General features: G+C 59.6%; 11 protein-coding genes and 1 pseudogene. 9 read left to right on the forward strand and 3 right to left on the reverse strand.

Going from position 1 to position 13,633, the window contains the following annotated elements:
* Nucleotides 1-109: 109 nt before the first annotated feature.
* On the reverse strand, nt 110-997 hold the full coding sequence (locus B0G76_RS36805; RefSeq protein WP_120297624.1) for a LysR family transcriptional regulator: 888 nt from the start codon (nt 995-997) through the stop codon (nt 110-112).
* Nucleotides 998-1,095: 98 nt separating this feature from the next.
* Here B0G76_RS36805 and B0G76_RS36810 point away from each other — a divergent pair, with 98 nt between their 5' ends.
* The 5 genes and pseudogenes from B0G76_RS36810 to B0G76_RS36830 all read left to right on the forward strand — a co-directional run bounded on the left by B0G76_RS36810 (nt 1,096) and on the right by B0G76_RS36830 (nt 5,423).
* Complete coding sequence (locus B0G76_RS36810) at nt 1,096-2,412, forward strand: MFS transporter (RefSeq protein WP_120297625.1); 1,317 nt, start codon at nt 1,096-1,098, stop codon at nt 2,410-2,412.
* A 432-nt stretch (nt 2,413-2,844) separates the two neighbouring features.
* Entirely contained in the window at nt 2,845-3,420 is a 576-nt protein-coding gene (locus B0G76_RS36815) for a response regulator transcription factor (protein WP_120297626.1), read from the forward strand.
* 158 nt (nt 3,421-3,578) lie between these two features.
* On the forward strand, nt 3,579-4,271 hold the full coding sequence (locus tag B0G76_RS36820; protein ID WP_120297627.1) for a response regulator transcription factor: 693 nt from the start codon (nt 3,579-3,581) through the stop codon (nt 4,269-4,271).
* A gap of 112 nt (nt 4,272-4,383) precedes the next feature.
* Nucleotides 4,384-4,776: pseudogene (locus tag B0G76_RS36825) on the forward strand (response regulator transcription factor); the annotation flags it as partial.
* Nucleotides 4,777-4,778: 2 nt separating this feature from the next.
* Nucleotides 4,779-5,423, forward strand: a complete 645-nt coding sequence (locus tag B0G76_RS36830) for an SDR family oxidoreductase (RefSeq protein WP_220700812.1) — start codon at nt 4,779-4,781, stop codon at nt 5,421-5,423.
* 375 nt (nt 5,424-5,798) lie between these two features.
* Here B0G76_RS36830 and B0G76_RS36835 read toward each other — a convergent pair whose 3' ends face one another.
* Nucleotides 5,799-6,728, reverse strand: coding sequence for a LysR family transcriptional regulator (locus B0G76_RS36835; protein WP_120297630.1), 930 nt, complete (start codon nt 6,726-6,728; stop codon nt 5,799-5,801).
* 100 nt (nt 6,729-6,828) lie between these two features.
* Between B0G76_RS36835 and B0G76_RS36840 the strand changes: the two genes are divergently transcribed.
* Nucleotides 6,829-8,139 (forward strand): MFS transporter, encoded by a 1,311-nt coding sequence (locus B0G76_RS36840; protein WP_409076775.1) that lies wholly within the window; start codon nt 6,829-6,831, stop codon nt 8,137-8,139.
* Nucleotides 8,140-8,163: 24 nt separating this feature from the next.
* Nucleotides 8,164-9,489, forward strand: coding sequence for an arylsulfatase (locus B0G76_RS36845; protein ID WP_120297631.1), 1,326 nt, complete (start codon nt 8,164-8,166; stop codon nt 9,487-9,489).
* A 911-nt stretch (nt 9,490-10,400) separates the two neighbouring features.
* Here the strand turns inward: B0G76_RS36845 and B0G76_RS36850 are convergent.
* Nucleotides 10,401-11,351: a LysR family transcriptional regulator gene (locus B0G76_RS36850; RefSeq protein WP_310793969.1), complete on the reverse strand. Its 951-nt coding sequence runs from the start codon at nt 11,349-11,351 to the stop codon at nt 10,401-10,403.
* Nucleotides 11,352-11,841: 490 nt separating this feature from the next.
* Here B0G76_RS36850 and B0G76_RS36855 point away from each other — a divergent pair, with 490 nt between their 5' ends.
* On the forward strand, nt 11,842-12,969 hold the full coding sequence (locus B0G76_RS36855) for a porin (RefSeq protein ID WP_120297633.1): 1,128 nt from the start codon (nt 11,842-11,844) through the stop codon (nt 12,967-12,969).
* Nucleotides 12,970-13,154: 185 nt separating this feature from the next.
* The gene (locus B0G76_RS36860) at nt 13,155-13,589 is read left to right on the forward strand and encodes a CHRD domain-containing protein (RefSeq protein ID WP_120298072.1); all 435 of its coding nucleotides are present in this window, start codon (nt 13,155-13,157) and stop codon (nt 13,587-13,589) included.
* Nucleotides 13,590-13,633: the final 44 nt, after the last annotated feature.

Consider the following 13,633-nt stretch of genomic DNA (forward strand, 5'->3'; position numbering starts at 1 on the left):
AGCGCGCCTTCAATATTTATTCTGCGTCTGGTTTGAAGGCGGGCTGCATTGTCGAATGCGATTGAAGTGCTGCACTATGTTTCGGCTGAGATTGACGAGTCGCGGCGCGTCAACTGAAGAGACGCATCAATGCCGTGCGTGCATTGCTAACGCGTTCGCTTTCGCCGATTCGCCCCGGCAACAGATGAAACTCGACAGCGGGCAACGCGGGCAATCCAATGCTCGGCGGACAGGCCGCCACGCCACCGCCAATCGACGATTCGTTCAGGCAGGAAATGCCCAGTCCGGCTCTTAACGCCAATTGCAGCCCGGCCACCCCGGAGGCCGAATGCGACACCAGATACTGCACCTTGTGTTCGTCGAGCAACTTCACGACAAAGCGCTGCAACTGGCAACTCGACGGCAGCAATACCAGCGGATAAGGCGTGGCTGGCCTCGGACTGGCATCGGCCGCGCAGACCCACAGTAATTTCTCGCGCCGCACCACCGTGCTTTGCGCGTTGGCGCGCCGGCTACTGGATTTGATGTTCCCGGTGACGAGCCGCAATGAGAGGCCGATGTCAAACGATGCATCGTCGCCGGCGTTGCTGTCGATCACGGCACTCGGCAACACGGTGACGTGGAGTTTCAGGCGCGGGTGCTGTTCTGAAAACGTTTTGAGAATGCGCGCGATGTCGAGCGGACGGTAGTAGTCCGTGATGGCGATGCGCAGCTCGCCGTCGAGCGAGCGGCCTTGCAGGTCTTCGAACGCCGCTTCGCTCATTGCGATGATGCGCCGCGCGTGGTCGAGCAGACGGCTGCCGGCCGGCGTGGCGGCCACACCTTGTTTGCTGCGCACGAAGAGCGGCTGGCCCGCGCGCTCCTCGAGTTTCTTCAACTGCTCGCTCACCGACGATTGCGACAGGAACACGCGTTCCGCGCCCGCCGAGACGCTGCCCGATTCGGCGACGGCGACGAAGGTGCGTAGCTGTGTCAGGTCAAATCCGCGTTGGCTCATGATTCGGTATATCCGATGGAAGTCATCTGAATTTCCGGCTTTTCCGATAGTTGCCTCAGCCGTAGGATACCGCCAATTCATTCACTGCAGAGGTTGCCATGAGAAACGAATCGATTGCGGCGATGCGGGTGCCGGGTGCGCGTGCGGCGAGCCATCGGTGGAAGGTGCTGGGAGTCGGCTTTGCGGCGAACGCGAGTTTTTCGGCCGCTTTCTCGGGGATCCCGACCACAGCCGTTTTTTTGCGCTCGGGCTATCACCTCGGCAACGAAGGGTTGGGGCTGGCGCTCGGCATGCTGGGTTTGGGCATTGCAGTGAGCGAATTGCCATGGGGACTCCTGACCGACCGTTGGGGCGATCGTCGCGTGCTCTTGCTCGGACTTCTTTCGACTGCCGCGGCGCTGGCCGGGTTGGCGTTGTTCGTGGTGCCGTCCGGCACGCATGTGCCGAGTCTGGCGACGCTCGCACTCGGCTTGTTGCTGGTCGGCCTGCTTGGCGGCAGCGTCAACGGGTCGAGCGGCCGCGCGGTGATGGCCTGGTTTCGCGAAGGTGAACGCGGCCTCGCGATGAGTATCCGGCAGACCGCAGTGCCGGCCGGGGGTGGCTTGGGCGCGCTGATCTTGCCGGTGCTTGCCTCGCGATTCGGCTTTGCCAGCGCGTACGCCGTGCTGGCCCTTGCGTGTGCGGTTACCGCGGTGTTCGCATGGTGCTGGTTGCACGAACCTACGCATGTTGAAGCGAATGGTGCGGGTACGGCTCGCAACGCGGCGAGTGCGGGTGCCGTGCCGGTGAAGGTTTCGCCATTACGCGACATCGGCATCTGGCGCGTAGCGCTCGGCGCCGGCGCATTGTGCGTGCCGCAACTTGCGGTCGTGACGTTCGGCACCGTCTTCCTCCACGATTTCAGCCGTGCCGGTGTGCTGACAATCAGCGTGACGATGGCGGCGGTGCAAACCGGCGCCGCGATTGCGCGGGTCTGGAGCGGTGCATGGACCGACCGGCGCGGCAATCGGCGCGCTTACATGCGCGCCTGCAGTGCGCTGACCGCCGTGTTGTTCGCGTCGCTCGCCCTGGTGACGGGCCTCGCAGGCATGCCCCACGTGGCGATGACGGCGGTGTTCGCGCTGATGATCGTGCTGGGCGGCGTCAGCGCATCCGCGTGGCACGGCGTTGCCTTCACGGAACTCGCGACGCTCGCGGGGACGAGCCGCGCAGGTACTGCGCTTGCGATCGGCAACACTTGCGTCTTTCTCATGCTGTTCCTGACACCGCTCGCAATCCCGCCGTTGTTGTCTGCGGGTTCGTGGCCGATGGTTTGGGCCGTAGCCAGCGTGTGCGCGTTGATCGCGCTACCGGTATTTCCGCGTGCGGCTCGCGCCAGCAAGCTGACGGCGGCGCGCGCGTGCGATGCCACTTGATGGGGTAACGGTGGCCGGGAGCGTGATGCTGCCGGTCCCATGGGCTGTGTTCCATGCGATGGGAGCGGCAGGGTGCGCTCTCATCGCTGTTTTGCTTTTCAGCCAGAAAAAACAGTGGGGGGAAAGTTTTCGCGTATTCGATTTGCATAACTACACATTCATGACTTGATCGATCCGGGACGGATTGTCGAATTGTCGGTGGGTTTGGGAGCGCTCCGATTTTCGCCCGGTTGAAGCAGTGGTTTTATGGCCGCTTACGGCATGCCATCCCGCGCTGGGAGGCTGTCAAGACAAGTGTGAAGCGAATGAGATTTATCCTGCACGGTCGCCGAATACGCCTACAACAACCGAGAGAAGTCATAGTGAACATTCGAATCATTCTGGCGGACGAATCATCCATTCGTTCTGCTTGGCGTTCGTGCCGCGCTGGAAATGCATGCCGGTGTCACCATTGTCGGCGAAGCGGCTACACCCGCGTCATTGATCGAACTGTTGCAGCACACGCCGTGCGACGTGCTTGTTACCGATCTGACGATGCCGGAGGCGTCGGGCGCGATTGAAGACGGCCTGGATCTTGTCAGGCGAATCCGATCTGGTTGGCCGTTGTTGCACATTGTCGTGATGACAGCGCTGATGAACACTGCGATTCTGCGTGCCATTGTGTCAGACGGTGGGATCACCGTGCTCAGCAAAATGGAAACAAGGGACGAGCTTCGGCAAGCCATCGAGGCCGACGTTAAGGGGGAGGCCTACGTCGGCCGTTCCATCGTCGAAGCGCTTGCCCAGCCCCTTGACGAAGCGTGTGATCTGCCGCCGGTTTCTCGGTTGTCGCGGAAACAGGCGGAAGTGATAAGAATGTTCGTGCGCGGTCAATCGACCAGCGAGATCGCGATAGCGCTCGGATACCATCGCCGTACCGTCATCCGTCAAAAACGCGAAGCGATGGCTAAACTCGGCGTCACCAACGATCCCGGCCTTTTTTCTTGTGTTCGCGCACATGGAGTTTAAGGAAGTTAAATCGCATAGCTAATCAATTATCGAAATGCGTTCATCGATCTATTTCAGAGCGATCTTATGGTAATCGTCAGAAATATGATTGATGATCGCGGAGGGCCAGTTGCTTCGCGAGAGAGCGACGGGAATTCAGGTACGGGGGAGAAAAAACGATGAACAATAACGCCGAATTTAGCACACCTGTTCGAACCATCATCGCAGACGATCATCCACTCGTTCTGTTAGCGATCGAAAATCTGATGTTGGGTTATCCGGATATGCAGATCGTCGGGCGCGCTGCCGACGCTGCGGAACTTTTTAAGGAAGTCGATCGAATTCCGTGCGACCTTGTTCTCATGGACCTCTACATGCCGGGAGGCATCAACGGTGACGGACTGGAAGCGATCAGGCAGTTCAAGGTGCGCTATCCGACGGTCGCACTTGTCGTCCTCACTATGGAAACCGAAGCCGCGGAGTTGAGAAAGGTTATCGCGCTCGGAGTGGATGGGCTTGTGAGCAAGCGCGACCGGATCGAACTGATTCACGTGGCGGTCATTACGGCACTGGCTCGTGAGTGCTATCTCGGGCCGGCGGTGCGCGCGCTGATTGCCGATGCAACGGTCGCGCAACTGTTCGATTTTGTCCGGCAAATGTTGTCGCGCCGCGAACTGGAGGTGTTCACTCAATACGCTTCCGGGTTCGGCGTAACGGAGATCGCCGCGCGCCTCGGGCGCAGTGTCAAAACAATCAGTGCCCAGAAATGTGCCGCGATGCGCAAGCTCGGCCTGCACAGCGACGCGGAGTTGTTCCGCTTCGCCGTCGAGCACGGCGTGATCTCCGAAGATTGCGTGCAAAAGCGGCGCTGAGCCGACGAGACGTCGTGCCGGTCTTGTGGCCTGACGGATAGAAGATGCACTTGGCACAGCCCGGGGATGCACGTCGCGTGCAGGGAGTGCCAGTCGATAAGACAACAGAAAAATGACACAAAAGATCCGAGTCATCGTGGCGGACGATCACGACTGCGTTCGCGTTGGCGTAATGCGCCTGCTGCAGGCGGCGCCGCACGTGGAGATAGTCGGCGAGGCGCCCGATACCCAAACGCTGGCTGAATTGCTCGACACCTATGCGTGCGACGTCGTCGTGTCGGATATCGGCATGCCGGGTATTCACGGTGCCAACAACGTCGTGTCGTTCCTGCGCCGCCTGTTGCGGGCCCGGCCGCATCCCTGCGTCGTCATCCTGACGATGATCTGCCATGCGCACATGCTGTCGGGACTATTGCATCTCGGCGTGGCCGGAATCGTCGACAAGCGCGATACCGCCACGGCGTTGATCGAAGCGATCGAGGCAGCGGTTAGCGGTCGTGTCTACTGGTGACAGGTCTCTCGAAGATCGGCCTGGAATCGGCGCAGAAGGAGATTGGGAACGACGCCATCGTGGTTTCGAGCGACGCACGATCGTTGACAGACATCGACGCCCTCGCCGCTCAGGTAAAGGCCGAGTTCGACATCATCGACCTGCTTTTCGTCAACGCCGGGTTCAGCATTCCAACGCCTCTCGCGAACGTAACCGAGGCCATCTACGACGAGATGTTCAACCTGAACGCCAAGGGACCGTTTTTCGCGGTCCAGAAGCTCGCGCCGCTATTCAACCGGGGAGGCTCCGTCGTCCTCACGACCTCCGTCGCCAACGTCAAGGGACTGCCGGGCCAAGCCACATACGGAGCCGCCAAGGCTGCGCTGCGGTCATTCGCCCGGGTGCTCGCCGTCGAGCTGCTTCCTCAGGAGATCCGCGTAAACGCGGTGTCGCCCGGCCCCATAGACACGGGCATCCTCGAAAAGGTGTTCCCTACGGAAGAGATGCGTACACAGGTCAAAGGGCACACCGTCGGCATTAATCCCATGAAGCGCTTCGGGACGTCGGAGGAAATCGCCAAGGCCGTCCTATTCCTTGCGTTCGACGCGACCTTCACGAACGGTGCCGATCTGCCGGTTGACGGCGGGTGGTCGCAGCTTTGAACGTGTACAGACCGCGCGCGTAACCAGACGGGGGCTTCATGATGAATAGGTTAGCAGCCATCCCCTACTCGACCGGATGAGCGTCCGCTTCCGGACGCTCCGTGCGGGCAGGCCGATGACAGCTAACGGGTCGGGAGACGCACTGCCGACTGGTCGCTTCAGGGAGGTGGAATTCCAATGGCCGCTTTCCGGCGACGCATTTGAAGAGCCGGCTGACGCAACCCGACCCCAAGGGGACATGCATCATCGGGAAGCGACGGTCCCTAAACCCTCCATAAGCGGACTTTCCGGCTGAGGACGAGACTCTACCGTTCCTGTGCGGCCTCGGCGCGGTGCCTCGGCGGCCGGAAAGAATGAAAGTGTCGCGGCACGCGTTCAAATGAACTTCGCCCGCTTTGGCTTCATCTCGATACGGGCAGCCTCTTGGAGTAGCTGTTCTTTGAAGGTCGACGTCAGGGGCGAAAGCGATCCGACCTTCCGCACAAGGCAGGCAATTTCGCGAGGCCAGTCGGCACGGCTCGCCTGTACGGCCTGCAACTTGTACTGCTCTGCAACGGGCCGGTGTTGGGTACTGCAAATGCCCAACATGTCCGTGCTCGCGATCAACGAAAACACGCCGACAGGCGAACTATAGTTGCTCTGGACCTGGACGTTGGGACCTTCGATATGGTGTCTTTCAAAATAGGCATTGATCTGCTGTCTCGCTGACACGCTTTGCCCTGGCAGTATCCAGGTAAAGCCCGACAACTGTTCGGGCGATGCCGGTTTATCGAGTACGCTCAACGGATGACCGCTCCGGCATACGATCTCGATCGATTCTCTCAAAAGTCGCACAGCAAGCAGACCCTCGGGCAGTTCTACAGGCATGGGGGCGACGGCCAGATCGATCTCGCCTTCCAGCAGCGCCTGCATGAGTGCGTCTGACAGTTGTACGTTCAGATCAAGCCGCAGGGCGGGACGGCGCTTCAGCAAAGCGAGGAACGTGCGATTGACTAGCGACTCGGTTGCCGGCGTCGCGCCGAGCCTGACCTTGGCGAGATCTCCGGAATGCAGTTCGGCAATCTTGCATAACGTGTCTTCGTAGGCCGCGCGCAGATTCACGGCATTGCGCTCGAATTCGATGCCATAGCGGGTCAGTTGCATTCCCTTTGGAGAGCGCTCGAACAGGGGAACCCCCAGCTCCGCTTCCAGCCGGCGCACGGCCTTGGTCAGCGCGGGCTGGCTGATACCCACCTTGAGCGCGGCGCGATGTAGCAGCCCCGTCTCCGCAATCGCCAGAAAATACGTCAGATCGTCCAGGTTCACGATAACCGATGGTTATTGAATGCGAAAGCAACATGCTTGCTCTGTCATTTTTTGCTGTCAATACTGCTCTCATACTTCTTATAGCGGAGACGGACAGGGCATGGAAATGGCAAACATGGCGCACGAGGCCACGGAGGCTGGCCTTGCCGCGCGGCGGCGTCTGCGCCTCGTTGTGGCAGCCGCGACGATAGGCACGGCCCTCGAGTGGTTCGATCTGGTCGTCTACGGCTTCTTTGCAGTAGTGATCGCGAAGCTGTTCTTTCCGTCGACACATGAACTGACATCTCTGCTGGTTGCGCTGGGGACTTTCGGCGGCTCGTATCTAATGCGGCCGCTCGGCGCGCTCGCAATTGGCTCCTATTCCGACCGTTACGGTCGCAAGAAAGGTCTCACGCTGAGTATCGCACTGATGGCACTGGGTACGCTGATGATCGCCGCGACACCCACCTACGCGTCGATCGGGATCGCCGCCCCGATAATCGTCGTCGCGGGCCGGCTGATTCAGGGCATTTCTGCCGGCGGCGAATTCGGTGCGTCCACGAGCTTTCTCGTCGAACACTCGCCTCGGAGCCGGCGTGGCTTCTATGCAAGCTTCCAGATGGCGGCCCAAGGCGGCACCGCCGTTCTGGCGTCTCTTTTCGGCGCCCTGCTGACACGCTTTCTCACTCCCGAGCAGCTGTTGGGCTGGGGCTGGCGGATTCCCTTCCTTTTTGGCTTGCTGATCATCCCGGTCGCGTATGTTATCCGTCGACATGTAGACGAAACTCCAGTCTTCACGCACGACACGCATGCCGGCAGCCCTGTGAAGGAAACGTTCGCAGACAACAAGAATCGTCTGTTGCTGGCGATTGGCATCTACGTCCTCGTGACCGCTTCGTCCTACGTGATCGTGTTGTACATGCCGACCTTTGCAATCAAGCAGCTCGATCTGAATCCCTCGGTCGCATTTGCAGGAACCCTTCTGATGGGCGCGATACAGATGTTTGCATGCCCGTTGGCGGGCGCGCTCGCGGACCGGCGCGGGCGCAAGCGAGTGCTTCTTGTAGCTGCGCTCGGCGTGGGCGCCGTGGTGTTGCCAGTGTTCGCATGGCTGACTGCGAAGCCCGCGTCGTCGACTTTCATCGTCGCATGCGCGCTGCTAGGCGTTGCGATCAGTGCTTACCAGGGGCCAATGCCGGCCGTACTCAGCGAGCTGTTCCCGAGCCGGGTACGGACGACTGGCCTCGCGCTCACCCATAACCTCGCGGTTGCTATTTTTGGCGGGTTCGCACCGCTGATCATCACTTGGGCCGTCAGTACGACCCACAGCAGGCTCGTTCCTGCCGCCTACGTCGCGACTGCCGCATGTATCAGCATCATTTGTGTGGTGGTTTGCCTGCGCAAGTTCGGCGATCGCCAGCCCACCGAATAACACACCTGATAAGTGAGTAGAAACATGAGCACCAAGCCCAACATCGTATTGATCGTCGCCGACAACCTCGGCTGGGGTGAACTGGGATGCTACGGCGGCGGCAAGTTGATCCGCGGCGCTGCGACGCCACGCATCGACGCCTTGGCGCAAAGCGGCATGCGCCTGCTCAACTACAACGTCGAAAGCGACTGTGTCCCGACGCGCAGCGCGCTCATGACAGGACGGCACCCCATACGCACGGGCGCGTTTCAGTCGGTTCCGCCAGGGCTACCTCAAGGGTTGAAGCGCACCGAATGGACGCTTGCCGAGATGGCTTCGAATGCCGGCTACGCGACCGCCCATTTCGGGAAATGGCACCTGGGTGACGTAGATGGCCGTTATCCGTCGGACCGGGGCTTTGACGAGTGGTATGGCATCCCGCGCACGACTGACGAGACGCAGTTCACGACGTCGATCGGCTTCGACCCGGAAGTCGCCGACATTCCCTACATCATGGCGGGGAAAAGAGGTGAGCCTTCGGCAAACGTGAAGGTCTATGACCTCGAGACGCGACGCACCATCGACGAAGAACTCATAGAAAAATCAAAAGCGTTCATGCGGCGCAACGGGCACGCGTCGAAGCCGTTCTTTCTCTACCTGCCGTTGGTCCACCTGCACTTTCCCACTCTGCCACACAAGGATTTCGAGGGAGTGACGGGCATGGGTGAATTTGCCGACTCACTCGCGGAAATGGACTTCCGCGTGGGCCAGATCATCGATGAAATCGACGAACTTGGTCTCGCTGAGGACACGCTGTTCATTTTCTGTAGCGACAACGGTCCCGAATTTCGCGCGCCGTATCGGGGTACGGCGGGCCCTTGGACAGGTACCTACCATACTGCGATGGAAGGCAGCCTGCGCGTGCCTTTTATTGCGCGCTGGCCCGGCAGGATTCCGGTCGACGTGAACAATCAGATTGTTCACGTCGTCGATCTTTTGCCGACGATTGCGGAAGTGATCGGTGGCAAGGTGCCTGATGACCGGCCGATCGATGGAGTCTCACAACTCGATTTTTTCACCGGTGCGAAACCGGTATCCAATCGCGAGGGATTTCTTTTCTACATCAAGGATGAACTTCGCGCCGTGAAGTGGCGCGACTGGAAGCTCCATTTCGTCTGGGAACCGTACGTCAATGCGGGGGCAAACAAACTCGAATCGCCATACCTGTTCCATCTGATCCAAGATCCGAAGGAGGAGACGGACGTTCTCGTCCGTAACACCTGGGTGCTCGGTCCCATGCTGAAAATGGTCAAGGCGTTCAAAGATAGCGCAAAAGCTCATCCGAATACGCCTCCGGGTGAACTGGACTGACCTTGCCTCAACCAGCTACGGCTTAAAGACACTGGTGTTCGTTGTTCGCATCTGTGACTCATCTTAGCCACAATCCAGCCATTCGTTGCCGTCAAGCCAGTGTCTCTTGATGGCCGATTGGGTGAGCTCGCCACGGGCCGCTTTATGGCTTCCAAGGTCAAAAGATCAGGATTTGGCTGAATGACCGGTTCGTAGGACGTTGTCTGACCGGGTTGGGTCGGCTGCGGCCGGCCGCATAGGCGTCAGTCGGTCAGCTATGGCCAGGCGCTTCCGGCGAAATGCTACAACTTTGGCGCGAATGTAGGTCAGTCGCACCAAATCTGACGCATCCGCGCGCACCTATGGCGCGACTGCGGGTAGTCTTTAAATTGCCGCGTGCAGCGGTGCAATAGCCTTGGCATCCTACGGTCTTCCGCCCGGTCTCTGTTGGATTTAGGAAGCAGACTCCCGATACGGCTCATTCTCGGATTTGCGCGCCCAACAAAAAAATGGACATCAGCGGCTCGATTAGTCCATTTTTCAAAAATTTTGATGGACAGGACGATTTGAACTAAGCACTTGAATTTACAGAAATATAGCTTGTCCACTTTCCGCATTCTTGGACATATGCGCAGCGATGGAGTGGCGTTGGCGCGCAAGTGCAATGCGATGCTGGACGGAATCGAGGAGCAGGCTGCATTGCTCGGATGACGTTGCGCCGCGCAGCAGCGTGGCGCGCCTTAAAGCTTCTTGCTCGAATGGTCGCCTTGGCGCGCGTTCGGCCGTGAATCCAGGCGGTGAACCGAGAGGACGAAAAAAAACGCGGCCGAAGCCGCGTTAAAGATTTGGAGACATCCCTCGATGAAGGAGTCACTTCTCGCACTCAGAAGCATAGCCGGGATGGCGCAAAAGATTCATTGCAAAAAGCGCAATTAACTGTTTGGAATTTTCGATGAAAGCGTCGTTCCGGCTCTGTTTCGAAAGTAGTCGACGGTGAATTCGACAAAAGAGCGCGTCTTGGCAGACACGTGCCGGCGCCCGGGATACACCAGCGAAACTTCCTTGTCCGCACCCTTGATTCGGTAGTCCGGCAGCACCTGCACGAGCGCGCCGCTCGTTAGATCAGTCGAAACGTGATTTTCCGGCAGGATGGTGATGCCCATGTTGGCGAGCGCCGCCTGGCGCAACATCACCGCGTTGTTGACCGTGTAGGCGGCTTCCATATTTGCGGTTTCCTCTATGCCGTTAGCGTCGACGAAACACCATTCCGCGCTGCGAACATTGGCCGATGGCGCCAGAAACGAGTGCGCGGCAAGTTGCGCCGGGGCGGCGGGCGTACCGCGCGCGGCGAGATAGGCCGGCGAGGCAACCGCCACCGAACGGACCCTGAATAGCACTCGCTTGATCAACGTGCCACCGCTGACCTGCCCCGGGACCACGATCCCGACGTCGAAACCCTCTTCAATCAGATCCACTGGCCGATGCAGCAGCGTGACCGAGAGTTTGACTCGCGGGCAATGCAATCGATAACGCTGCAGCAGCGGTGTCAACCCAAATAGCGAGAATGACGCGACAGCCACGAGTTTCAGCGTGCCGGACGGATCGTTCGCACTTTGGGAAACGGTGGACTCAATCGCTTCCAGTTGATTGAGAAGTTGCCGGCAGCCATCGGCATAGGCGAGTCCCGCTTCGGTCAGCGACAGGCTGCGTGTGGTCCGGTTGACGAACCGCGTATCAAGGTGCGTTTCGAGTAAAGCGACATAGCGCGTCACCACTGCATTCGAGAGATTCAGACTCGCGGCCGCGCGTCCAAAAGAACCGTTTTCAGCGACTTTCAGAAAGACGCGCATGGCTTGCAGCTGGTTCATCGTGGTAGTGGACAAGAGCGGGACACGCTTGGGTATGTGGAACTGCCAGTGTTCGGTCGAGCGTGAGGTGAACTCACGCTGATTGCAGCAGGGGCGTGTAGCGAGAAAGCGCTAACGCTGCACGTACGAGGTGAGCATGGTAGTTGTCGCACAAACATCCCAGCACGAGAACCGGCCGAATAGTCATTGAGAGACTTCCGAATACGCGATGTGGCGAGGTTGCAACGCTTTGGTTAGATAAGTATCGCTAAATAAAAAAGGAGATAAACGGACTGCCTTATGGCTCAAGGCTTGCCGATATTGCTGAGTCGATTTTTCGAATAATTCAAAAAAGCTTTTGTGCGAATGCGCGTGGTGTCCCTGAAAGTTGGACACCTAAACTCCGCGCTGCAGATCAAGCCGGTGCGCCCTGAGCGCCGCTGGATGCAGCCCGTCCTCAGCCTTCAATCGCACTGTGCAATTACATCGAGTCGAAGACTCAATAACCACACGTTTTTGGAACAGCATGAAAAAGATTCTGATTCTCGCGGCGGTCTCCGCGACGTTCGCTAGCGCCGCCAATGCGCAAAGCAGCGTGACGCTGTATGGCGTCGTCGATGCCGGATTCACGTATGTGAACAATGAAGTGTCCGCTAGCGATGCGTCGAAGCACGGCGCCGCATACGGTCTGACAAGCGGCAATCTGTCGGGCAGCCGCTGGGGCATGCGCGGCCGTGAAGATCTCGGCGCCGGTTACGCGGCAGTTTTCACGTTGGAAAACGGTTTTAACGTGGCCAATGGTGCCGCCGCGCAAGGTGGCCGCAGCTTCGGCCGCCAGGCATTCGCAGGTATCTCGAGCGACTACGGCACGGTTACCCTGGGTCGTCAGTACGACTCGGTGGTCGACTATCTCGGCCCGCTGACGGCGACCGGCACTTGGGGTGGCACGTACTTCGCCCATCGCGGTGATAACGACAATGCCAATGCGTCCATGCGCATCAACAACTCGGTGAAGTATCAGAGTGTGAATTACGGCGGTCTCTCGTTCAGCGGCCTGTATGGCTTCTCGAATCAGGCAGGCGCCTTCGCGAACAATCGCGCCTACAGCGCAGGCATGGGCTACTCGAACGCTGGCCTGACGCTGGCCGCGGGCTACTTGCAGGCTCACGGTGCCGGCGGCAACGCGAACGGCGCGATCCAGGACGGCGCACCGAACATCGGCGTGGCGGGCGAACGTCTATGGCAGCGTACGTGGGGCGCCGGCGGCAGCTATGCATTCGGCCCGGCAACGGTCGGCCTCGTCTACACGCAAAGCCGTTTTGAATTCGTGAACAACGACGCGTCCGTGCGTTACAACAACTACGAAGTCAACGCGCGCTATAACCTGACGCCGGCGCTGGCATTCGGTGCGGCTTACACGTACACGCAAGCGCTGCAGCACACGCCCGGCACGTCGAATGGGTCGAGCCACTGGAACCAGTTCGGTCTGCAGGCCGACTACGCGCTGTCGAGGCGCACCGATCTGTATGCTGAAGGCGTCGCGCATATCGGCGCAAACGGCAACGCGGGCGGCACGCAAGTGTTCGGCACCGATGCACCGTCGTCGAGCAAGAATCAGGTGGTCGTGACGACGGGTATCTGTCACCGCTTCTAAAGCATTACGGCAAGAAGAAAAAAGCACCGCGAGCGGTGCTTTTTTCGTTGGCGTGCCCCTGGCGAAGGCGGCCTCGCCATATGGCCCCAGGCGCAAACAGCGTCGACGGATTTGCACTAGTATGTGTTTGCTTCGCGCGTGGCCGAAATGTCGGTGCGGCGATGCATCAAAGTCCGGAGAAGACCATGATTGCGCTTCGAAAACTGAATTTTGCCGTGGTGGTGTGGGCGTTGGCGTCGGGCGTCGCCTTTGCGGATACGGTGGCGTTGAAGGCCGATCTCGAACCGTCGAGCGAAGTGCCGCCGCGCGTGAGTCACGGGCACGGCATGTTGAACGCCACCTTCGATACGTCGACCAAGTCCCTGCAATGGACGATCACTTACGAAGGGCTGAGCGGTCCGGCTACGGCCGCGCATTTCCACGGTCCCGCGCCGGTTGGGCAGAACGCCAAGGTCCAGGTGCCGATCGGGAAGGACGAGCTCGCGAGCCCGATCAAAGGATCGGCGGCGCTCACCGACCAGCAGGTGACCGACCTGATGGCGGGGCAGTGGTACTTCAATGTCCATACCGCGCAGAACCCGATGGGCGAGATTCGTGGGCAGGTTTTGCCGGCGAACTAAACAGGAGGCAAGCCGTGCCCGGTGACGCGGGCGCTTTTTGAGAT

The organism is Paraburkholderia sp. BL23I1N1 (assembly GCF_003610295.1).
In the GTDB taxonomy this organism is placed as follows: domain Bacteria; phylum Pseudomonadota; class Gammaproteobacteria; order Burkholderiales; family Burkholderiaceae; genus Paraburkholderia.

Bases quoted from the DNA above. Each gene is read 5' to 3' on its own strand.
- B0G76_RS36805 (WP_120297624.1), bottom strand. From the start codon at position 997: ATGAGCCAACGCGGATTTGACCTGACACAGCTACGCACCTTCGTCGCC.
- B0G76_RS36810 (WP_120297625.1), top strand. From the start codon at position 1,096: ATGAGAAACGAATCGATTGCGGCGATGCGGGTGCCGGGTGCGCGTGCG.
- B0G76_RS36815 (WP_120297626.1), top strand. From the start codon at position 2,845: ATGCATGCCGGTGTCACCATTGTCGGCGAAGCGGCTACACCCGCGTCA.
- B0G76_RS36820 (WP_120297627.1), top strand. From the start codon at position 3,579: ATGAACAATAACGCCGAATTTAGCACACCTGTTCGAACCATCATCGCA.
- B0G76_RS36840 (WP_409076775.1), top strand. From the start codon at position 6,829: ATGGAAATGGCAAACATGGCGCACGAGGCCACGGAGGCTGGCCTTGCC.
- B0G76_RS36845 (WP_120297631.1), top strand. From the start codon at position 8,164: ATGAGCACCAAGCCCAACATCGTATTGATCGTCGCCGACAACCTCGGC.
- B0G76_RS36855 (WP_120297633.1), top strand. From the start codon at position 11,842: ATGAAAAAGATTCTGATTCTCGCGGCGGTCTCCGCGACGTTCGCTAGC.
- B0G76_RS36860 (WP_120298072.1), top strand. From the start codon at position 13,155: ATGATTGCGCTTCGAAAACTGAATTTTGCCGTGGTGGTGTGGGCGTTG.